This window comes from Streptomyces sp. LS-MS-L19 (assembly GCF_058382285.1).
On the sequence record NZ_JBYCLL010000001.1, the window covers coordinates 7,260,212 to 7,281,785 of the forward strand.

Annotated in this window: 12 protein-coding genes; 9 read left to right on the top strand and 3 right to left on the bottom strand. The window is 70.5% G+C overall.

Annotated features, from left to right (window positions below):
• Window positions 1-50: 50 nt before the first annotated feature.
• The 9 genes from AC2XR2_RS32495 to AC2XR2_RS32535 all read left to right on the top strand — a co-directional run bounded on the left by AC2XR2_RS32495 (window position 51) and on the right by AC2XR2_RS32535 (window position 14,438).
• On the top strand, window positions 51-5,522 hold the full coding sequence (locus AC2XR2_RS32495; protein WP_381306532.1) for a HAMP domain-containing protein: 5,472 nt from the start codon (window positions 51-53) through the stop codon (window positions 5,520-5,522).
• A gap of 244 nt (window positions 5,523-5,766) precedes the next feature.
• Window positions 5,767-6,450: a response regulator gene (locus tag AC2XR2_RS32500; RefSeq protein ID WP_330264053.1), complete on the top strand. Its 684-nt coding sequence runs from the start codon at window positions 5,767-5,769 to the stop codon at window positions 6,448-6,450.
• A 140-nt stretch (window positions 6,451-6,590) separates the two neighbouring features.
• On the top strand, window positions 6,591-9,314 hold the full coding sequence (locus AC2XR2_RS32505; RefSeq protein ID WP_491516974.1) for a DNA translocase FtsK: 2,724 nt from the start codon (window positions 6,591-6,593) through the stop codon (window positions 9,312-9,314).
• 245 nt (window positions 9,315-9,559) lie between these two features.
• Entirely contained in the window at window positions 9,560-10,396 is an 837-nt protein-coding gene (locus AC2XR2_RS32510) for a helix-turn-helix domain-containing protein (protein WP_491516975.1), read from the top strand.
• A gap of 106 nt (window positions 10,397-10,502) precedes the next feature.
• Window positions 10,503-11,990: a 30S ribosomal protein S12 methylthiotransferase RimO gene (rimO, locus tag AC2XR2_RS32515; RefSeq protein ID WP_491516976.1), complete on the top strand. Its 1,488-nt coding sequence runs from the start codon at window positions 10,503-10,505 to the stop codon at window positions 11,988-11,990.
• Window positions 11,987-12,862, top strand: coding sequence for a CDP-diacylglycerol--glycerol-3-phosphate 3-phosphatidyltransferase (gene pgsA / locus AC2XR2_RS32520; RefSeq protein ID WP_491516977.1), 876 nt, complete (start codon window positions 11,987-11,989; stop codon window positions 12,860-12,862). Before rimO ends, pgsA begins: the two co-directional genes overlap by 4 nt.
• The gene (locus AC2XR2_RS32525) at window positions 12,859-13,404 is read left to right on the top strand and encodes a CinA family protein (RefSeq protein ID WP_381306518.1); all 546 of its coding nucleotides are present in this window, start codon (window positions 12,859-12,861) and stop codon (window positions 13,402-13,404) included. The genes pgsA and AC2XR2_RS32525 overlap by 4 nt, the downstream gene beginning before the upstream one ends.
• Before the next feature lie 109 nt (window positions 13,405-13,513).
• Window positions 13,514-13,894: a helix-turn-helix domain-containing protein gene (locus AC2XR2_RS32530; protein WP_007385114.1), complete on the top strand. Its 381-nt coding sequence runs from the start codon at window positions 13,514-13,516 to the stop codon at window positions 13,892-13,894.
• Window positions 13,895-14,168: 274 nt separating this feature from the next.
• Entirely contained in the window at window positions 14,169-14,438 is a 270-nt protein-coding gene (locus AC2XR2_RS32535) for a hypothetical protein (RefSeq protein WP_449353198.1), read from the top strand.
• Between the two features lie 92 nt (window positions 14,439-14,530).
• Here AC2XR2_RS32535 and AC2XR2_RS32540 read toward each other — a convergent pair whose 3' ends face one another.
• From AC2XR2_RS32540 to AC2XR2_RS32550, 3 genes are all read right to left on the bottom strand, one after another.
• Window positions 14,531-15,295, bottom strand: a complete 765-nt coding sequence (locus AC2XR2_RS32540; RefSeq protein WP_381306515.1) for an SDR family NAD(P)-dependent oxidoreductase — start codon at window positions 15,293-15,295, stop codon at window positions 14,531-14,533.
• Window positions 15,296-15,327: 32 nt separating this feature from the next.
• Window positions 15,328-16,146, bottom strand: a complete 819-nt coding sequence (locus AC2XR2_RS32545; RefSeq protein ID WP_491516978.1) for an Fpg/Nei family DNA glycosylase — start codon at window positions 16,144-16,146, stop codon at window positions 15,328-15,330.
• A 412-nt stretch (window positions 16,147-16,558) separates the two neighbouring features.
• Window positions 16,559-21,493, bottom strand: coding sequence for an ATP-dependent helicase (locus tag AC2XR2_RS32550; RefSeq protein ID WP_491516979.1), 4,935 nt, complete (start codon window positions 21,491-21,493; stop codon window positions 16,559-16,561).
• Window positions 21,494-21,574 lie beyond the last annotated feature (81 nt).

Sequence of the window (21,574 nt, forward strand, 5' to 3'; positions counted from 1 at the left end):
GGCACCACCCGAGCACAGCAGTAACGGTCGACCCCTGCGGGAGGGACACAGTGGAGTCTGGCGCAGCGACGCGGGGCACTAAGACGCGCGCGAAAGGCGGACAGTCCCCGAGCAACCAGCGCAAACCACGCAACGGGACCACCGCGGTGGACACGGCCGCCCTGAACCGGCTGCTGGCCGCGCTGGTGTCCATGCGGGACGGGAACTTCCGCAAGCGCCTCACGGTGTCCGGCGACGGCGTGATGTCGGAGATCGCGGCCGTTTTCAACGAGGTGGCCGACCGCAACCTGCACCTGACGGGTGAGCTGTCGCGGGTGCGGCGCATGGTGGGTCGTGAGGGCAAGCTCACGGAACGGCTGGAAACAGGTGCCTGTGAGGGCTCCTGGGCGGCAGCCATCGACGCCTCCAACGCGTTGGTGGACGATCTCGTACGGCCCGTCTCCGAGGTCGGCCGGGTGCTGTCCGCGGTCGCGGAGGGCGATCTGTCGCCCCGCATGGAGCTCAGGACCCAGGCGCCGGACGGGACGGGGCATCCGCTGCGCGGGGAGTTCCTGAAGGTCGGGCGGACTGTGAACAACCTTGTCGATCAGCTCTCGACGTTCACCGACGAGGTCACCCGCGTGGCCAGTGAGGTCGGCACCGAGGGCAAGCTCGGCGGGCAGGCACGCGTGCGTGGCATGTCGGGTTCCTGGAAGGACCTGACCGAGTCCGTCAACACGATGGCGTACCGGCTGACGGCCCAGGTGCGGGACATCGCGCTGGTGACCACGGCGGTCGCCAAGGGTGACCTGTCCCGCAAGGTCACGGTGCACGTGGCCGGCGAGATGCTGGAGCTGAAGAACACCGTCAACACGATGGTGGACCAGCTGTCCTCCTTCTCCTCCGAGGTGACCCGCGTCGCCCGTGAGGTGGGTGTCGAGGGCGAGCTGGGCGGCCAGGCGCAGGTGCCCGGTGTGGCCGGCGTGTGGAAGGACCTCACCGATTCGGTGAATCTGATGGCAGGAAACCTTACTGCCCAGGTGCGCGGGATCGCCCAGGTCACCACGGCGGTCGCCAACGGTGATCTGTCGCAGAAGGTCACGGTGTCCGCACGCGGTGAGGTCGCGCAGCTGGCCGACACGATCAACCAGATGACCGAGACGCTGCGGATCTTCGCGGACGAGGTCACACGTGTGGCCAACGAGGTCGGGGCCGAGGGGCAGCTCGGTGGGCAGGCGAACGTGCCGGGTGCGGCGGGGACGTGGAAGGACCTCACCGACTCGGTGAACACGGTCTTCCGGAACCTCACCACTCAGGTGCGGGACATCGCCGCGGTGACGACGGCGGTGGCCAACGGTGACCTGTCGCAGAAGGTCACCGTGGACGTGGCCGGCGAGATGCTGGAGCTGAAGAACACCGTCAACGGGATGGTGGACCAGCTGTCCGCGTTCGGTGCCGAGGTCACGCGCGTGGCCCGCGAGATCGGCGTCGAGGGTGAGCTGGGCGGTCAGGCGCAGGTGCCCGGGGCCGCCGGTACGTGGAAGGACCTCACCGACTCCGTCAACACGGCGTTCAGGAACCTCACCGGTCAGGTGAGGAACATCGCCCAGGTGACGACGGCGGTGGCCAACGGTGATCTGTCGCAGAAGGTCACTGTGGACGTCTCCGGCGAGATGCTCCAGCTGAAGAACACCGTGAACACGATGGTGGACCAGCTGTCGGCCTTCGCGGACCAGGTGACGCGGATGGCCCGGGACGTGGGCACCGAGGGCCGGCTGGGCGGTCAGGCCGTCGTGCCGGGGGTCTCCGGGACGTGGAAGGAGCTCACCGACTCCGTCAACTTCATGGGTGGCAACCTCACCTCCCAGGTGCGGCAGATCGCCCAGGTGACGACCGCGGTGGCCCGGGGTGACCTGTCGCAGAAGATCGACGTGGACGCGCGCGGCGAGATCCTGGAGCTGAAGAACACCATCAACACGATGGTCGACCAGCTCTCCGCCTTCGCCGACCAGGTGACCCGGGTGGCCCGTGAGGTGGGTACCGAGGGCCGTCTCGGCGGCCAGGCGCAGGTGCCCGGGGTTGCCGGTGTGTGGCGGGACCTCACCGACTCCGTGAACGGAATGGCAGGAAACCTTACTGCCCAGGTGCGGAACATCGCCCAGGTGGCCACCGCGGTGGCCCGGGGTGACCTGTCGCAGAAGATCGACGTGGACGCCCGGGGCGAGATCCTGGAGCTGAAGAACACACTCAACACGATGGTGGACCAGCTCTCCAGCTTCGCCGACCAGGTGACGCGGGTGGCCCGTGAGGTGGGTACCGAGGGCATCCTGGGCGGGCAGGCCGAGGTGCAGGGGGTCTCCGGCACCTGGAAGGACCTCACGCAGTCCGTGAACTTCATGGCGAACAACCTGACCATTCAGGTGCGCAACATCGCCGAGGTCACGACCGCGGTCGCCAAGGGCGACCTGTCGAAGAAGATCACCGTCGACGCGAAGGGCGAGATCCTCGAACTCGTCACCACCGTCAACACGATGGTCGACCAGCTGTCGTCCTTCGCCGAGCAGGTGACCCGGGTGGCCCGCGAGGTGGGCACCGAGGGCATCCTGGGCGGCCAGGCGCACGTTCCGGGTGTCACGGGCATCTGGAAGGACCTCAGCGACAACGTGAACCTGATGGCCAACAACCTGACCATGCAGGTGCGCAACATCTCCCAGGTCGCGAACGCGGTCGCCAACGGTGACCTGACGCGGACGGTGACGATCGAGGCGCGCGGCGAGGTCGCGCAGCTCGCGGACACCTTCAACACCATGGTGAAGACGCTGAGTTCGTTCGCCGACCAGGTCACCAAGGTGGCCCGTGAGGTGGGTACGGACGGCATCCTGGGCGGTCAGGCCCGGGTGCCCGGTGTGGCCGGCACCTGGAAGGACCTCACCGAGTCGGTGAACCAGATGGCGTCCAACCTGACCGGTCAGGTGCGGAACATCGCCATGGTGACCACGGCGATCGCCAAGGGTGACCTGACCAAGAAGATCGACATCGACGCGCGCGGCGAGATCCTGGAGCTGAAGACCACGATCAACACGATGGTCGATCAGCTGTCCTCGTTCGCCGAGGAAGTCACCCGAGTGGCCCGCGAGGTGGGTACCGAAGGACAGCTCGGCGGCCAGGCACGCGTGCGGGACGTCGACGGCACCTGGCGGGACCTGACCGAGTCCGTGAACGAAATGGCAGGAAACCTTACGCGCCAGGTGCGCGCCATCGCGCGTGTGGCGACCGCGGTGACCCGGGGTGACCTGAACCTGAAGATCGACGTGGACGCGTCCGGCGAGATCCAGGAGCTCCAGGACTACATCAACAAGATGATCGCCAACCTGCGCGACACCACGATCGCCAACAAGGAGCAGGACTGGCTCAAGGGCAACCTGGCCCGTATCTCGGCGCTCATGCAGGGCCGCCGGGACCTGGAGGACGTGGCCTCGCTGATCATGAGCGAGCTGACGCCGGTGGTGACCGCCCAGCACGGGGCGTTCTTCGTCGCGATGCCGCTCCTGGACGGCAAGGACCTGAGCGCCGAGGCCGAGGACCAGTACGAGCTGCGGATGCTCGGGTCGTACGGCTACTCGATGGGCTCCATGCCGACGTCGTTCCGGCCGGGGGAGGCGCTCATCGGGACGGCCGCCGAGGAGAAGCGCACCATCCTGGTGGAGAACGCGCCCAGCGGCTACCTGAAGATCTCCTCCGGTCTCGGAGAGGCGCCGCCCGCGCAAGTGATCGTCCTTCCGGTGCTGTTCGAGGGGAAGGTGCTCGGTGTCATCGAGCTCGCTTCCTTCACACCCTTCACGCAGATCCAGAAGGACTTCCTCAACCAGATCGCCGAGATGATCGCGACCAGCGTCAACACCATCTCCGTCAACACCAAGACGGAGGTGCTGCTGAAGCAGTCGCAGGAGCTGACCGAGCAACTCCGCGAGCGGTCGGCCGAGTTGGAGAACCGGCAGAAGGCCCTCCAGGCGTCCAACGCCGAACTGGAGGAGAAGGCCGAGCTGCTGGCCCAGCAGAACCGCGACATCGAGGTCAAGAACACCGAGATCGAGGAAGCGCGGCAGGTCCTGGAGGAGCGCGCCGAGCAGCTCGCCGTATCCATGCGGTACAAGAGCGAGTTCCTGGCCAACATGTCGCACGAGCTGCGGACACCGCTCAACTCGCTGCTGATCCTCGCCAAGCTGCTCGCCGACAACGCGGACTCCAACCTCACCCCGAAGCAGGTCGAGTTCGCCGAGACCATCCACGGGGCCGGTTCCGACCTGCTCCAGCTGATCAACGACATCCTCGACCTGTCGAAGGTCGAGGCGGGCAAGATGGACGTCTCCCCGACACGCATCGCGCTCGTGCAGCTCGTGGACTACGTGGAGGCCACCTTCCGGCCGCTGACCGCGGAGAAGGGCCTCGACCTGTCGGTACGGGTGTCGCCCGAACTGCCCGCCACGCTGCACACCGACGAGCAGCGCCTCCTCCAGGTGCTGCGCAACCTGCTGTCCAACGCGGTGAAGTTCACCGACTCCGGGGCCGTCGAGCTGGTCATCCGGCCCGCCGGGCGGGATGTGCCGATGGCGATCCGGGAGCAGTTGCTGGAGGCCGGTTCGCTGCGTGACGCGGACGCCGACCTGATCGCGTTCTCGGTGACCGACACCGGCATCGGCATCGCGGCCAGCAAGATGCGGGTGATCTTCGAGGCGTTCAAGCAGGCCGACGGCACGACCAGCCGCAAGTACGGCGGCACCGGTCTCGGGCTGTCGATCTCGCGGGAGATCGCGCAGCTGCTCGGCGGTGAGATCCACGCGCAGAGCGAGCCGGGCCGCGGATCGACCTTCACGCTGTATTTGCCGCTGCACCCCAGCGAACTGCCGCCCCAGGGCTACCAGCAGTCCATGCCCGCCCTGGAGGCCGGCGACCTGGTGGCGTCCACGTCGGAGAACGGGCTGTCCGGCGCCCAGGTGGAGACGCCGGCCGAGGTGAAGTCGTACCAGGAGACGCAGAACGGCGCAGCGGCGCTGTTCCGGCGCCGTCGCAGGACCGCGCCCGCCCTCGAACAGCGGATCGGACAGCCGGACCAGTGGTCGGCGGTGGAGCACCAGTCCGCGCCGCAGCCGCGCCGGGGCATCCGGTTCGGCGGGGAGAAGGTGCTGATCGTCGACGACGACATCCGCAACGTCTTCGCGCTCACCAGCGTCCTCGAGCAGCACGGGCTGTCGGTGCTGTACGCGGAGAACGGCCGTGAGGGCATCGAGGTGCTGGAACAGCACGAGGACGTGGCGGTCGTCCTGATGGACATCATGATGCCGGAGATGGACGGGTACGCGACGACGACGGCGATCCGCAGGATGCCGCAGTTCGCCGGGCTGCCGATCATCGCGCTGACCGCGAAGGCGATGAAGGGCGACCGGGAGAAGGCCATCGAGTCGGGTGCCTCCGACTACGTGACCAAGCCCGTCGATCCCGATCACCTGCTGTCGGTGATGGAACAGTGGATGCGGGGGGAGTGATGAGAATCCGCGAAGGACACGCGGAGTTGCTGACTCAGTGTGCCCGACGCCGTGTAGAACTACGGGATTCGGGGAACCTTCTGGTCTCCCGCTTCGTTTCTGCTACGTGCACAGTGACATCGCGGTGACAGGGTGTGGCGACAGACAGGGTGCGGCTACGATGACCGGCACAAGGACGGGCGGCGAAAGGGAGTCGTCCCCAGGGGCGGCACCCGGTGCACATCCGGGGCGAGGAGGGCGGGCCATGGTGCAGAAGGCCAAGATCCTCCTGGTCGATGACCGGCCGGAGAATCTGCTGGCGCTGGAGGCCATCCTCTCCGCGCTCGATCAGACACTGGTGCGGGCATCGTCCGGGGAGGAAGCGCTCAAAGCGCTGCTCACGGACGACTTCGCGGTGATTCTGCTGGACGTCCAGATGCCGGGCATGGACGGCTTCGAGACCGCGGCGCACATCAAACGGCGGGAGCGGACCCGGGACATCCCGATCATCTTCCTCACCGCCATCAACCACGGCCCGCACCACACCTTCCGGGGATACGCGGCCGGCGCGGTGGACTACATCTCCAAGCCGTTCGACCCGTGGGTGCTGCGCGCCAAGGTCTCCGTGTTCGTCGAGCTCTACATGAAGAACTGCCAGCTTCGGGAGCAGGCGGCGCTGCTGCGGCTCCAGTTGGAGGGCGGTGGCGGCAAGTCCGCGGTCGGCGACGCCAAGGAGCCGGCCGGCCTGCTCGCCGAGTTGTCGGCGCGCCTGGCGGCGGTCGAGGAGCAGGCGGAGGCGCTGTCCAAGCAACTGGACGACGAGTCCGCGGACGCGGCCGCGGTGGCCACCGCGGCCCATCTCGAACGCAAACTCACGGGGTTGCGGCGGGCGCTGGACGCGCTGGAGCCCGGGACCGGGCCCTCTCCCTCGGTGTCCTCGCAGAACTGACGCGGGATCGCCGGTGAGCATTCGTCAGTTCACCTGCTCCACAAGCGCGCGTCAGTTTCGTGCCTCTCCAGCAGCGACACGAACGGGTGAAGCACCGGGCACACGTGTCCGTTGCCTTCTCCACCGGTAATCTCACACCTATGGCCTCACGTCCCTCCGCAGCCAAGAAGCAGCCCGCCAAGAAGGCTGCCGCTCCCGCGAAGGGTCCGGCGAAGAAGGCCGCTGCCAAGAAGGCCCCCGCGAAGAAAGCCGCCGCCAGGAAGGCCCCCGCGAAGAAGGCAGTGCCGCCGAGGCCCGCGCCCAGTCCCACCGGTGGTGTCCTCCGGCTCATCCGTGCCCTCTGGCTCGGCCTCGCCCATGCCGTCGGCGCGGTGTTCCGCGGCATAGGGCAGGGCGCGAAGAACCTCGACCCAGCGCACCGGAAGGACGGCGTGGCCCTCCTGCTGCTCGGCCTCGGCCTGATCGTCGCCGCCGGCACCTGGTCGAACCTGCGCGGTCCCGTCGGCGACCTCGTCGAGATCATCGTCACGGGCGCCTTCGGCCGGCTCGACCTCCTCGTGCCGATACTGCTCGCGGTCATCGCCGTCCGCTTCATCCGGCACCCCGAGAAGCCCGAGGCCAACGGCCGGATCGTGATCGGTCTGTCGGCGCTCCTCATCGGGGTGCTCGGCCAGGTCCACATCGCCTGCGGCTCGCCCGCCCGCAGCCACGGCATGCAGGCCATAAGGGACGCCGGCGGCCTCATCGGCTGGGGAGCGGCGACCCCGCTGACGTACACCATGGGCGAGGTCCTCGCCGTACCGCTGCTCGTGCTGCTGACCGTCTTCGGCCTGCTCGTCGTCACCGCCACCCCGGTCAACGCCATCCCGCGAAGGCTGCGGGAGCTCGGGGTGCGGCTCGGCATCGTGCACGACCCGGGCGGGGACGAATTCACCGAGGACGACGAGCGCTACGACGAGCAGTGGCGCGAGGCGCTGCCCGCGCGCGGTCGCAGGCGCGGTCCCGCGCCCGAGTCGTACGACCCCGACGGCGCGGAGCAGGAAGCCCTCTCGCGGCGTCGCGGACGTCCCAGGCGCTCCGCGCTGCCGCAGCCCGCGATGGACCGGCAGATGGACGCCGTGGACATCGCCGCGGCCGCCGCCGCGGACCTGGACGGCGTGGTCATGCACGGCCTGCCGCCCTCGCCGCTGGTCGCCGACCTCACCCAGGGCGTGAGCGTGGGCGACCGCGTGGAGACGACCCCGGTGCCCACACCGGTCCCGGCCGCCCGGCCCAAGCAGGACGCGAAGCCCAAGCAGGAGAAGCTCAAGGTCGAGGTCGCCGACCTCACCAAGCCCGCTCCCGAGGCGCCGAGCGAGCTGCCCGCGCGCGCGGAGCAGCTCCAGCTGTCCGGCGACATCACCTACGCGCTGCCCTCCCTCGACCTGCTGGAGCGCGGCGGCCCGGGCAAGGCGCGCAGCGCGGCCAACGACGCCATAGTCGCGTCGCTGACGAACGTCTTCACCGAGTTCAAGGTCGACGCCGCCGTCACCGGCTTCACGCGCGGGCCGACGGTCACGCGCTACGAGGTCGAGCTCGGACCCGCCGTGAAGGTCGAGCGGATCACCGCGCTGGCCAAGAACATCGCCTACGCCGTCGCCAGTCCGGACGTGCGGATCATCTCGCCGATCCCCGGCAAGTCCGCGGTCGGCATCGAGATCCCCAACACCGACCGGGAGATGGTCAACCTCGGTGACGTGCTGCGGCTCGCGGCCGCCGCCGAGGACGAGCATCCCATGCTGGTCGCGCTCGGCAAGGACGTCGAGGGCGGCTATGTGATGGCCAACCTGGCGAAGATGCCGCACGTGCTCGTCGCCGGAGCCACCGGTTCGGGTAAGTCGTCGTGCATCAACTGCCTGATCACGTCCATCATGGTGCGCGCGACCCCCGAGGACGTGCGCATGGTCCTGGTCGACCCCAAGCGCGTGGAGCTGACGGCCTACGAGGGCATCCCGCACCTGATCACGCCGATCATCACCAACCCGAAGCGGGCCGCCGAGGCGCTCCAGTGGGTCGTACGCGAGATGGACCTGCGCTACGACGACCTCGCGGCCTACGGGTTCCGGCACATCGACGACTTCAACGAGGCCATCAGGAACGGCAAGGTCAAGCTGCCCGAGGGCAGTGAGCGCGAGCTCCAGCCGTACCCCTATCTGCTGGTGATCGTGGACGAGCTCGCCGACCTGATGATGGTCGCGCCCCGGGACGTCGAGGACGCGATCGTGCGCATCACGCAGCTCGCTCGCGCGGCCGGCATCCACCTGGTGCTCGCCACGCAGCGGCCGTCGGTGGACGTCGTCACCGGTCTGATCAAGGCGAACGTGCCCTCGCGGCTCGCCTTCGCCACCTCCTCGCTCGCCGACTCGCGGGTCATCCTCGACCAGCCGGGCGCGGAGAAGCTGATCGGCAAGGGCGACGGGCTGTTCCTGCCGATGGGCGCCAACAAGCCCACCCGTATGCAGGGCGCCTTCGTGACCGAGGAAGAGGTCGCGGCGATCGTCCAGCACTGCAAGGACCAGATGGCGCCGGTCTTCCGGGACGACGTCGTCGTGGGCACCAAGCAGAAGAAGGAGATCGACGAGGAGATCGGCGACGACCTCGACCTGCTGTGCCAGGCGGCCGAGCTGGTCGTCTCGACGCAGTTCGGGTCCACGTCCATGCTCCAGCGCAAGCTGCGGGTCGGCTTCGCGAAGGCCGGACGGCTGATGGACCTGATGGAGTCCCGGGGGATCGTCGGACCGAGCGAGGGGTCCAAGGCACGTGACGTTCTTGTGAAGGCTGACGAGCTGGACGGAGTGCTCGCGGTGATCCGCGGGGAGGCTTGAGGGGAGCCCGGAGCGGGTGCGGCCACCGATGTTCGATCGTGACTCACCCGTAAGGGATCATTGAGCAACCGTTTCCCTTCGGCGCACGTCAAGTTGAGGGAAGCGAAAAGCTGCTGCCCCACCATCGGCGTGTCCGGCCATACCGATGGCGTACAAAGTCCTACCGCCCGGTTGCCCCACCCTTTCGCACCCCCCCTAGACTGAACCCTCAGCACAGGTGGCTTAAACGCTCGAAAGGCGCCCCCGTGTCCATCGGCAACTCCCCTGAAGACGAGCGTCCGTTCGAAGACGACCGGCAGGAAGCCCGCCTCTCCGTCGGTCACGCCCTGAAACAGGCGCGGATCGCGGCCGGGCTGACCGTCGACGACGTCAGCAACGCCACCAGGGTCCGCATCGCCATCGTGCACGCCATCGAGGCGGACGACTTCGCCCCCTGCGGTGGCGACGTGTACGCCCGGGGCCACATCCGGACCCTGGCCAAGGCCGTCCACCTGGATCCGGCCCCGCTGCTGGACCAGTACGCCGCCGATCACGGCGGCGGACGTCCGGCCCCCACCCCGGCCGCCCCGCTGTTCGAGGCGGAACGCATCCGTCCCGAGCGCCGGGGACCCAACTGGACCGCGGCCATGGTCGCCGCGATCGTCGCCGTGGTCGGCTTCGTCGGGTTCACCGCCTTCAAGGGCGGCGACGACGGCGGGACGACCCAGGTCGCCGACGGCACCACGCCCGCCACCACCAAGTCCCCGACGCCCAAGTCCGCCAAGACCACCAAGGACCCGAAGCCGACGCCGTCCGACAGCGCCATCGCGGCGGCACCCCAGGACAAGGTGACCGTGCAGGTCAGCGCCGCCGACGGCAAGAGCTGGATCCTCGCCAAGGACCACAACGGCCGCAAGCTCTTCGACGGACTGCTCCAGCAGGGCGACTCCAAGACCTTCCAGGACAGCGAGAAGATCAACCTCGTCCTCGGCGACGCCGGGGCCATCCAGCTGTACGTCAACGGCAAGAAGATCGACGACGACTGGCAGCCCGGCGCCGTGGAGCGCCTGACCTACACCAAGGGCGACCCGCAGGTCGGCTGAGGAGCTGTTCGGTTTCGCTCTGTTCGGTTTCACCGCGAAGGGGTTGGCCAAGATCGGCCAACCCCTTCGACGTGGGGTGTCAGTGGGACGAAGTAGTCTTGAGCCCATGCCTGAACGCCGTACCGTCGCACTCGTCACCCTTGGCTGCGCCCGTAACGAGGTGGACTCGGAGGAGCTCGCAGGCCGTTTGGAGGCGGACGGCTGGGATCTCGTGGAGGACGCCGCCGACGCGGACGTCGCCGTCGTCAACACCTGTGGCTTCGTCGAGGCCGCCAAGAAGGACTCCGTCGACGCCCTCCTGGAGGCCAACGACCTCAAGGGGCACGGCAGAACCCAGGCCGTCGTGGCGGTGGGCTGCATGGCCGAGCGGTACGGCAAGGACCTCGCCGAGGCCCTTCCCGAGGCCGACGGCGTGCTCGGCTTCGACGACTACGCCGACATCTCCGACCGGCTCCAGACCATCCTCAGCGGCGGCATCCACGCCGCGCACACCCCGCGCGACCGGCGCAAGCTGCTGCCGATCAGCCCCGCCCAGCGCCAGGAGTCGGCGGCGTCCGTCGCCCTGCCGGGCCACGGTCCGGCCGTGGCGGAGACTCCTGCCCCCGCCGACCTGCCGGAGGGGCTCGCGCCCGCCTCCGGCCCGCGTGCGCCCCTGCGCCGCCGTCTGGACGGCTCCCCGGTCGCCTCGGTGAAGCTCGCCTCCGGCTGCGACCGGCGCTGCTCCTTCTGCGCCATCCCGTCCTTCCGCGGCTCCTTCATCTCGCGCCGCCCCTCGGACGTGCTGAACGAGACCCGCTGGCTCGCCGAGCAGGGCGTCAAGGAGATCATGCTGGTCTCCGAGAACAACACGTCCTACGGCAAGGACCTGGGCGACATCCGGCTGCTCGAGTCGCTCCTGCCCGAGCTCGCCGAGGTCGACGGCCTGGAGCGGGTGCGCGTCAGCTACCTCCAGCCCGCCGAGATGCGGCCCGGCCTGATCGACGTGCTGACCTCCACGCCCAAGGTCGTGCCCTACTTCGACCTGTCCTTCCAGCACTCCGCCCCCGACGTGCTGCGCGCCATGCGCCGCTTCGGCGACACCGACCGCTTCCTGGAGCTCTTGGACACCATCCGCGGCAAGGCCCCCGAGGCCGGCGTGCGCTCCAACTTCATCGTCGGCTTCCCCGGCGAGACCGAGGCCGACCTCGCCGAGCTGGAGCGGTTCCTGAACGGCGCGCGACTGGACGCCGTCGGCGTCTTCGGGTACTCCGACGAGGAGGGCACCGAGGCCGCCACCTACGACAACAAGCTGGACGAGGACGTCGTCGCCGAGCGGCTGGCGCGTGTCTCCCGGCTCGCCGAGGAACTCGTCTCGCAGCGCGCCGAGGAGCGCGTCGGCGAGACCGTGCACGTCCTGGTCGAGTCGGTGGACGACGAGGGCGTGTACGGCCGCGGCGCGCACCAGGCGCCCGAGACCGACGGCCAGGTGCTGCTCACGAGCGGCGAAGGTCTGAGTGTCGGTCGTATGGTCGAGGCGAAGGTGGTCGGCACGGAGGGTGTCGACCTGGTGGCCGAGCCGCTTCAGGGCGCGTGTAGTGAGGAGGCGGGCAGATGACCGGAGTTCCGGCGTCCGCTGCGGGTGGCCCCTCCGCCGCGAAGGGCGGACCGGTGGGCGAGGTCCCGGGTACCGCCTCCGCGGCGGCACCGGGCACTCCTTCGGACGCGGTCTCCGGTACGGCCGGTGAGGCGCGGGCGAGCGTGGTGGCCGGCGCGGGTGTCGTGCCCGGTGTGGCTGTCGTCCCCGAGGCGACCGTGGTGCCCGGGGAGGTCCCGGAGGCCGAGGACGGGTCCGACGCGAAGCCCGCGCGCGGGAAGAAGATCGCGGCCGCGGCCGTCAACCAGGCCAGCGTCTGGAACATCGCCAATCTGCTGACCATGCTCCGGCTGGTCCTGGTGCCCGGATTCGTCGCCCTGATGCTGGCCGACGGCGGGTACGACCCGGCGTGGCGATCGTTCGCCTGGGCGGCCTTCGCCGTCGCCATGATCACCGACCTGTTCGACGGTCACCTGGCCCGCACCTACAACCTCGTCACCGACTTCGGGAAGATCGCCGACCCGATCGCCGACAAGGCGATCATGGGGGCGGCGCTGATCTGTCTCTCGGGGCTCGGCGACCTGCCCTGGTGGGTGACCATCGTCATCCTCGGGCGGGAACTCGGGATCACCCTGCTGCGTTTCCTCGTCATCCGGTACGGCGTGATCCCGGCGAGCCGCGGCGGCAAGCTCAAGACCCTCAGTCAGGGAATCGCCGTAGGGATGTACATCCTGGCGCTGACGGGGTGGCTGGCCACCGCGCGGTTCTGGGTGATGGCCGTGGCGGTCGTGCTGACCGTCGCGACCGGGCTGGACTATGTGAGACAGGCCATTGTGCTGCGCAGGCAGGGAATCGCCGAGCGCGAGGCGGCGTTGGAGGAGACGGAAGCGTGAATTCCCCGGCCGCCCAAGTGGTGCGACTACTCACCGTGAAGGGACAGACGCTCGCGGTCGCCGAGTCGCTCACGGGTGGGCTGGTTGCGGCGGAAATCACAGCGGCTCCCGGCGCGTCCCAGGCGTTCCGGGGTTCGGTGACCGCCTACGCCACCGAGCTGAAGCATGAGCTGCTGGGGGTCGACGCCACCCTGCTGGACCAGCAGGGTGCGGTGGATCCGCAGGTCGCGGCCCAGATGGCGGCCGGAGTGCGCAAGGCGCTCGGGGCCGACTGGGGTATCGCGACCACCGGAGTCGCGGGCCCGGAACCGCAGGACGGCAAGCCCGTCGGAACGGTTTTCGTGGCTGTCGACGGGCCTTCCGACGGCGCTTCCGCGGCAACCGGTGGCGGGAAAGTGTCCGCGCTGCGGTTGAACGGCGACCGCGCGGAAATTCGTATGGAGAGTGTACGGAGCGTACTCGCTTTGCTCCTGGAAGAGCTTACGAGCGAACAGACCGGGAATGAGCGGGCACAGGATACGGAACGGAACGGGGGGTTTTGATGTTTGCAGCCCTGAGTGAACACGACATCGCTCCCCGCACGGCCGCGGCGCAAGGCGGTACGGTGGGGCGTGAAGGATGCGGCTACGCGGTCCGAGGAGGGAGCCACCGATGATTCTGCTCCGTCGCCTGCTGGGTGACGTGCTGCGTCGGCAGCGCCAACGCCAGGGCCGTACTCTGCGCGAAGTCTCCTCGTCCGCCCGAGTCTCACTCGGCTATCTCTCCGAGGTGGAGCGGGGGCAGAAGGAGGCTTCCTCCGAGCTGCTCTCCGCGATCTGCGACGCGCTGGACGTACGGATGTCCGAGCTCATGCGGGAAGTGAGCGACGAGCTCGCCCTCGCCGAGCTGGCCCAGTCTGCTGCGGCCACCCCCAGCGAGCCCGTACCGGCGCCGGTGCGCCCGATGCTGGGTTCCGTCTCGGTCAAGGGTGTGCCACCGGAACGGGTGACCATCAAGGCGCCCAGCGAAGCGGTGGACGTCGTCGCGGCGTAGTGCTCACCGCTGGTGTGAGCAGGTGCTGACAGCGCGCTGAGAAGAAGTGTGCGAGGCCCCGGACGGGCTTCTCCGGTTGATCTGGAGAGGCGCCGGTCGGGGTTTTCGTGCATCTTGGAGCGACGGCGTGAGCGGCCGTGCCGGGCGCCGGGCCGGTGTGCCGGGACGGTGCTGCGGTGGTGACGGTGGGCGTTTCCGGTGCGTCTGTGTGCCCGGGGTGCGCCCTCCCCCGTGGGTGAAGCGGAGGTCTAGCGTCCGGGCTGGAGGTGGCTGCATGGCGGGGCCGACAGTGTGCCGGGGCGTGGCTCTCGGGCTCGGGGTGCTGTGGTGGTGGGCCGTGGCGCGGTTGGTCCTCGCGCCCGACGCCGGGGCGCTCGAGGGGGCGGTGGCGGCCGGCGGGTGGGGGCTGAGCCTGTTGCCTGTCCACTGTGTGCCGAAGGGGCGGGCCGTGGGGGCGCTGAGGGCGGGACGGTGGCGTCGGGCTTGGGGGGCGGGCGCGGCGGGCGCGGTTTCGGGTGGGGAGAGCGGCGATCGGCCGGCGTAACGGGCGGGGCGGATGGGCGGTGGTGGCGGTGGCGGTTTGGCTGGAGGAGCCTGGGTGGGGTGCTGAGGGGGAGGGGCGCTGGGTGGGGGTGATTACCAGGGCATGGATACTCCACCGTTCGGGCGGAGGATTTGGCCTGTGGTGAAGGATGAGGCGGTTGACGCCAGGTGGAGGACGGCGTGGGCGATGTCCTCCGGCTCGCCCACTCGCCTGAGGGGTGACATGCGGGACATGAGGGCCTCGGTGTGCGTCTGGGCCTCATCGTCGTGGCGGTCGGTCATGGGGGTGCGGATCCAGCCCGGAGCGACCGCGTTGACCCGGATGCCGTAGCGGCCCACCTCGGTGGCCAGGGTCTTCGTCAGCTGGACCACCGCCGCCTTGGCCGCGCCGTAGCAGAGCAGGCCGGGGCCGCCCGTGTCCACGGCTCCCGAGGCCATCGTGACGATGCTGCCCTCCGTTCCACGCTCGATCATCAGGCGGGCCGCCTCCTGGCAGGCGTACAGCACGCCTTTGAAATTGACGTTCAGGACGCGGTCCAGGTCTTCGTCCCTCGTCTCCAGGACCGGGCTGCTGTGCATGATCCCGGCGATCGCGGCCAGGACGTCCAGACGGTCGCAGGAGGTGATGGCCCGCCGGAGCTGCTCGCGGTCGGTGACGTCCAGCGGGTGCGTGTGCGCGGTGCCGCCGGCGTCCCTGATGTGCGTCGCCGTCTCGTGCAGGCCCTTCTCGTCGCGGTCCGCGCAGTGCACGGTGGCGCCCGCCTCGGCGAGCAGGACGGCGGACGCACGGCCGATGCCGCTCGCGGCGCCGGTGACGAACGCGGTGCGTCCGGTGAGGTCGTACGCGCTGACGGCCATGGAGCGACCGTACGAGCGTTTCTGACGGAGCGTCAATTGGTCGTACGGCGTGAGGTTCCCGGGGTCGGGCCGGTCTGGCAGTGGGGGCACCAGTAGGTGGGGCGTTCCCGGGAGCCGTCGCCCTGGTCGGCGACCCGGATGGAGGTGCGGCAGCGCAGGCAGGGGCGCGGGGCGCGGCCGTAGACGAAGAGGTCCTGGCCGCGGCGGCCGGTCGTGCTGCGGATCGGGCGGTCGCGGTTGGCCTCCAGGAGCTTCTTCGCGAGCGCGGGGAGGTGGGCGGTGCGGTCGGCGGGGAGCGCGCCGACGGGGAGCCAGGGGGTGGCGCCGAGCAGGAAGCAGAGTTCGCTCTTGTAGACATTGCCGATGCCGGCGAGGTTGCGCTGGTCGAGGAGGGCCTCGCCGAGTTCGCGGGTGGGGTCCTGGAGGAGGTTCGCCAAGGCTCGCTCGGGGTTCCAGTCCGGGCCCAGGAGGTCGGGGCCGAGGTGGCCGACGGCTTTGTGTTCGTCGGTGGTGCGGAGGAGTTCCAGGACGGGGAGGCGGTAGCCGACGGCCGTGCGGTCGGTGTTGCCCAGGATCGCGCGGATCTGGTGGGTGGGGCCGCCGGTCCAGCGTTGGTCGTTGGCGTAAACCTTCCAGGAGCCGTCCATGCGGAGGTGGGAGTGGAGGGTGAGGCCGCCCTCCACGCGGGTGAGGAGGTGTTTGCCGCGGGGGGTGACGTCCAGGACGTGGCGGCCTGTGAGGTCGGCGGTGGCGTACTTCGGGACTCTCAGGTCGCTGCGGGTCAGGGGTTTGCCGGCGAGGGCTTCGTGCAGGCGTCTCGCGGCTTGCCAGACGGTGTCTCCTTCGGGCATGGGTCAAGGGTGGCATGAGGGTGGGGGCGGTGGCCTCGGCTGCACCTTCGGCGGTTTGTTGTCCCACCCGCACCACCCGTGCGGGTTTCGTGGTCGGGTGCGGGTGGCCCTTGTGGGGGCTCGTCGCCGTTGGCGGGTGCGGGTGCGGGTGCGGGTGGGCCGGTGCCGGTCGGAGTGGGGCGTGTGCGCCTTACGGGCTCGTGTGGGAGCGCGTGGGGCGTGGGCGTGGTTGTCCCGGGAACGCACGGCTGTCGGCGTCGGGGGGCGTGGGCGGGGCGCCTAGGCGTGGTTGGTCCTGGGGGCGCAGGGCTGTCGGCGTCGGGGCGTTCGTGGGTGGGGGTGCGTGGATGTCGGTGCGGGGGCTTCCGGGGCGTAGGGCTGTCGCGTGTGTTCTGGGGGTCGGGGGTGGGGGCTACGCGCGGAGGCGTAGGCCTCGGGGGGTGGCGATGAAGCCTGTTGATTCCAGGAGGGTGCCTGTGGGGGAGGTCAGGGCTGGGTTGCCGTTGATGCGTTCCACTGTGACTGTGCCCAGGGAGCCCGCCTTGGCCGCCGCGGCCAGGGACTCGGCCGCCACGCGCAGGCGGGGGTCGTCCGTGGGGGCGGTGTCGGGCGTGGAAGGCCAGGCCAGGAGGGTTTTGCCGCCTCGCTCCATGTAGAGCGTGAGCTCGCCGTCGACGAGGACGACCAGGGAGCCCGCCTTGCGGCCCGGCTTGTGGCCTGCCTCGGTCGGGGGGTCCGGCCAGGGGAGGGCGGCGCCGTAGGCGTTGGCGGGGTCGGCGGCGGCCAGGACGACGGCTCGGGAGGCATCGGCGGTGGTGTGCCTGCGGTTGCCGAAGCCTGAGCCTGGCGTGAGGTGGGAGTAGTCGTCAGGCGAGGGGGTCGGGGGGTAGTCCCGTGGGGAGATGTACTCGTCGCGGGAGGCCGGGGAGGCCGGGGTGCGGGTTCGGTGGGGGGTTTGGCCGTCCAGGTCGGTGGGTGGGTCGAAGGGGCCGAAGGCGTCCGCCCAGTCGAAGTCCTCGGGTGCGAGGGTGTCCGGGTCGGTGAAATTGTCGGAGGCGGTGGGTCCCGGAGCTGTGGGCGGGAGGGGTTCGCCCCGGTCGCGGGCGTTGGACACCGCCCGTAGGCGGTCCACTGCTCCGTCCATGGCGAACTGGGCCGCGCCGAGGCCCTCCACCACGTAGCCGCGGCGGGCCTGGCCGCTGTCCTCGAAGGCGGACAGGATGCGGTACGTCGCCGAGAAGCCGCCCTCCACGCCCTCCGCCGTGACCGCTCCGCGCGTGACCACTCCGTGCCGGTCGAGGAGGGTACGGGCCAGGGCGTGGGCGCGCACGGTCGGGTCGGGCTCGCGTGCGGGCAGGAGGGACCAGCGGCCGGCCACCGTCGGCGGGCCGGTGCGCGAGGCGGTGCGGGCCGCTGCGGTGAGGGAGCCGTAGCGGCCGCGCGGGACGCTGCGTTTGGCGCGGTGCGCGGTCGAGCCCGCGGTCCGGCCCGAGCCCAGCAGGGCGCGTAGGGGGGTGAGGGTGTCGTTGGTGAGCCGGCCGGACCAGGCCAGGTCCCATACGGCGTCGGCCAGTTGGGGGTCGGTGGCGTCGGGGTGGGTGGTGGCGCGGACCTGGTCGGCGATCTGGCGGAAGAACAGGCCGTAGCCGCCGGCGAGGGCGTCCAGGACGGACTGGTGGAGTGCCGTCAGCTCCAGGGGGTGGGGTGGGGGCAGGAGGAGCGGGGCCGCGTCCGCGAGGTAGAGGGAGACCCAGCCGTCCTTGCCGGGGAGCGCGCCCGCCCCGGCCCACACGATCTCCCCGGCGGCGGTGAGCTCGTCGAGCATGGCCGGGTTGTAGTGGGTGACGCGCGACGGCAGGACGAGCTTCTCCAGGGCGGAGGCGGGCACGGAGGCGCCTTGAAGCTGCTCGACCGCCCGCACCAGACCGTCGACGCCCCGCAGGGAGTGGCCCTTGCCGATGTGCTGCCACTGCGGGAGGAACTGGGCGAGGGCCGGTGGCGGCACCGGTTCGAGTTCGTGGCGCAGGGCGGCCAGGGAGCGGCGGCGCAGACGGCGGAGCACGGTCGCGTCGCACCACTCCTGGCCGATGCCCGCCGGGTGGAACTCTCCCTGTACGACCCGCCCGCTCGCGGCGAGCCGCTGCAACGCGCCCTCGGTGACCGCCGTGCCCAGGCCGAAGCGGGCCGCGACCGTCGCCGAGGTGAACGGGCCGTGGGTGCGGGCGTACCGGGCGAGAAGGTCGCCGAGTGGGTCCTTGACCGGCTCGGTGAAGGCCTCCGGGACACCGACCGGCAGTGCTGTGCCGAGGGCGTCGCGCAGGCGGCCCGCGTCCTCGATCGCCGCCCAGTGGTCGGCGCCCGCGACACGGACCTTGATCGCGCGGCGGGCTCGGGCGAGGTCCTGCGCCCACTGCGGTTCGGCGCCCCGCTCGGCCAGCTCGGCGTCCGTGAGCGGGCCGAGGAGACGGAGGAGGTCCGCGACGCCCTCGGCGTCCTTGACCCGGCGGTCCTCGGTGAGCCACTGGAGCTCCCGCTCCAGCTCGCTCAGCACCTCGGCGTCGAGCAGTTCCCTGAGTTCCGCCTGGCCGAGCAGCTCGGCCAGCAGCCGGGAGTCCAGCGACAGGGCCGCCGCGCGGCGCTCGGCGAGGGGCGAGTCACCCTCGTACAGGAACTGGGCGACGTAACCGAAGAGGAGGGAGCGCGCGAAGGGCGAGGGCTCGGGGGTGGTGACCTCGACCAGACGGACCTTGCGGGACTCCAGGTCGCCCATCAGCTCCACGAGGCCCGGTACGTCGAAGACGTCCTGGAGGCACTCGCGGACCGCCTCCAGGACGATCGGGAACGAGCCGAACTCGCTCGCCACCTGGAGCAGTTGGGAGGCACGCTGGCGCTGCTGCCACAGGGGGGTGCGCTTGCCGGGGTTGCGGCGGGGGAGCAGGAGCGCGCGGGCGGCGCACTCGCGGAAGCGGGAGGCGAACAGGGCCGAGCCGCCGACCTGGTCGGTGACCATCTGGTCGACCTCGCCCTTGTCGAAGACGACGTCCGCGGCGCCCACGGGGGCCTGCTCCGCGTCGTACTCCGTGCCGATCGCGGTCGGTTCCCGGTCCAGGAGGTCCAGGCTCATCAGGTCCGCGTCCGGCAGCCGGAGCACGATGCCGTCGTCGGCGTGCATGACCTGGGCGTCCATGCCGTAGCGCTCGGAGAGCTTGGCGCCGAGGGCCAGCGCCCAGGGGGCGTGGACCTGGGCGCCAAAGGGGGAGTGGACGACGACCCGCCAGTCGCCGAGTTCGTCGCGGAAGCGCTCCACGACGATGGTGCGGTCGTCCGGGATGTGGCCGCAGGCCTCGCGCTGTTCGTCGAGGTACGACAGGACGTTGTCGGCCGCCCAGGCGTCCAGGCCGGCCGCGAGGAGGCGCAGGCGGGCGTCCTCCTTGGGGAGCGAGCCCACCTCGCGGAGGAACGCGCCCACCGCGCGACCCAGTTCCAGGGGGCGGCCCAGCTGGTCGCCCTTCCAGAAGGGGAGCCGGCCGGGGACGCCGGGGGCGGGGGAGACCAGGACGCGGTCGCGCGTGATGTCCTCGATGCGCCAGGAACTGGTGCCGAGCGTGAAGACGTCCCCCACGCGCGACTCGTAGACCATCTCCTCGTCCAGCTCGCCGACCCGTCCGCCGCCCTTCTTGGGATCGGAGCCGGCGAGGAAGACGCCGAAGAGGCCGCGGTCGGGGATCGTGCCGCCGGAGGTGACGGCGAGGCGCTGGGCGCCCGGGCGGCCGGTGATGGTCCCGGCGATACGGTCCCAGACCACGCGCGGGCGCAGCTCGGCGAAGGCGTCGGAGGGGTAGCGGCCGGCGAGCATGTCCAGGACCGCGGTGAACGCGGACTCGGGCAGGGAGGCGAAAGGGGCCGCCCTGCGGACGGTGGCCAGGAGGTCGTCCAGCTGCCAGGTGTCCATGGCGGTCATCGCGACCAGTTGCTGGGCGAGCACGTCCAGGGGGTTCGCCGGGACCTTGAGGGACTCGATGGAGCCGGTGCGCATGCGCTCGGTGACGACCGCCGCCTGGACCAGGTCGCCGCGGTACTTCGGGAAGACCACGCCGGTGGAGACGGCGCCGACCTGGTGGCCCGCGCGGCCGACGCGTTGCAGGCCGGAGGCCACCGAGGGGGGTGATTCGACCTGGACCACCAGGTCCACCGCGCCCATGTCGATGCCGAGTTCGAGGCTGGAGGTGGCCACGACCGCGGGGAGTCTTCCTGCCTTCAGGTCCTCCTCGACCAGGGCGCGCTGTTCCTTGGAGACCGAGCCGTGGTGGGCCCTCGCGATGACCTGGGGTGCGCCCTGGGCCGCGCCCGAGCCGCCCATGAGCTCCGCGGGGGCGTGGTGTTCGTCCAGGGGTTCGCCGGTGGCCCGCTCGTAGGCGATCTCGTTGAGGCGGTTGCAGAGGCGTTCCGCGAGGCGGCGGGAGTTCGCGAAGACGATCGTGGAGCGGTGGGACTGGACGAGGTCGGCGATGCGCTCCTCGACATGGGGCCAGATCGAGGGGCGTTCCGCGCCGCCGCCGTCGCCGCCGTTGCTGTCGGCGACCGGGGAGCCGCCGAGTTCGCCGAGGTCCTCCACCGGGACCACCACCGAGAGGTCGAACTCCTTGCCCGACTTCGGCTGGACGATCTCCACCTTGCGGTGCGGGGAGAGGTAGCGGGCGATCTCGTCCACCGGGCGGACCGTGGCGGACAGGCCGATGCGGCGGGCCGGCTTCGGGAGGAGTTCGTCCAGGCGCTCCAGGGAGAGGGCCAGGTGGGCGCCGCGCTTGGTGCCGGCCACGGCGTGGACCTCGTCGAGGATCACTGTCTCGATGCCGGTGAGCGCGTCGCGGGTCGCCGACGTCAGCATCAGGAACAGGGATTCCGGGGTGGTGATCAGGATGTCCGGGGGGCGGGTGGAGAGGGCTCGGCGCTCGGCCGCGGGGGTGTCACCTGAGCGGATGCCGACCTTGACCTCGGGTTCGGGCAGGCCCAGGCGGACGGATTCCTGGCGGATGCCGGTGAGGGGGCTGCGGAGGTTGCGCTCCACGTCGACGGCGAGGGCCTTCAGGGGGGAGACGTAGAGGACCCGGCAGCGCTTCTTGGGGTCGGCGGGTGGGGGTGTGGAGGCGAGCTGGTCCAGGGCGGCGAGGAAGGCGGCGAGGGTTTTGCCGGAGCCGGTGGGGGCCACGACCAGCACGTCCGAGCCCTCGGCGATGGCCTGCCAGGCGCCTGCCTGGGCGGTGGTGGGGGCGTCGAAGGCGCCCGTGAACCAGCCGCGGGTTGCGGGGGAGAAGGTGTTGAGGGCTTGGTGTGCTGGGCTGACCATGCGTCCATCGTGCACCTCGGCACTGACAGTGGGTGGGTGGTGGGGGTGTCGGGTCGAGCGCGGGTTCGGTGGGGGCTGGCG

Excerpts from the sequence above, each read along its gene's own strand:
- AC2XR2_RS32500 (WP_330264053.1), top strand. The coding sequence starts at position 5,767 with ATGGTGCAGAAGGCCAAGATCCTCCTGGTCGATGACCGGCCGGAGAAT.
- AC2XR2_RS32505 (WP_491516974.1), top strand. The coding sequence starts at position 6,591 with ATGGCCTCACGTCCCTCCGCAGCCAAGAAGCAGCCCGCCAAGAAGGCT.
- rimO (WP_491516976.1), top strand. The coding sequence starts at position 10,503 with ATGCCTGAACGCCGTACCGTCGCACTCGTCACCCTTGGCTGCGCCCGT.
- pgsA (WP_491516977.1), top strand. The coding sequence starts at position 11,987 with ATGACCGGAGTTCCGGCGTCCGCTGCGGGTGGCCCCTCCGCCGCGAAG.
- AC2XR2_RS32530 (WP_007385114.1), top strand. The coding sequence starts at position 13,514 with ATGATTCTGCTCCGTCGCCTGCTGGGTGACGTGCTGCGTCGGCAGCGC.
- AC2XR2_RS32535 (WP_449353198.1), top strand. The coding sequence starts at position 14,169 with ATGGCGGGGCCGACAGTGTGCCGGGGCGTGGCTCTCGGGCTCGGGGTG.
- AC2XR2_RS32540 (WP_381306515.1), bottom strand. The coding sequence starts at position 15,295 with ATGGCCGTCAGCGCGTACGACCTCACCGGACGCACCGCGTTCGTCACC.
- AC2XR2_RS32545 (WP_491516978.1), bottom strand. The coding sequence starts at position 16,146 with ATGCCCGAAGGAGACACCGTCTGGCAAGCCGCGAGACGCCTGCACGAA.
- AC2XR2_RS32550 (WP_491516979.1), bottom strand. The coding sequence starts at position 21,493 with ATGGTCAGCCCAGCACACCAAGCCCTCAACACCTTCTCCCCCGCAACC.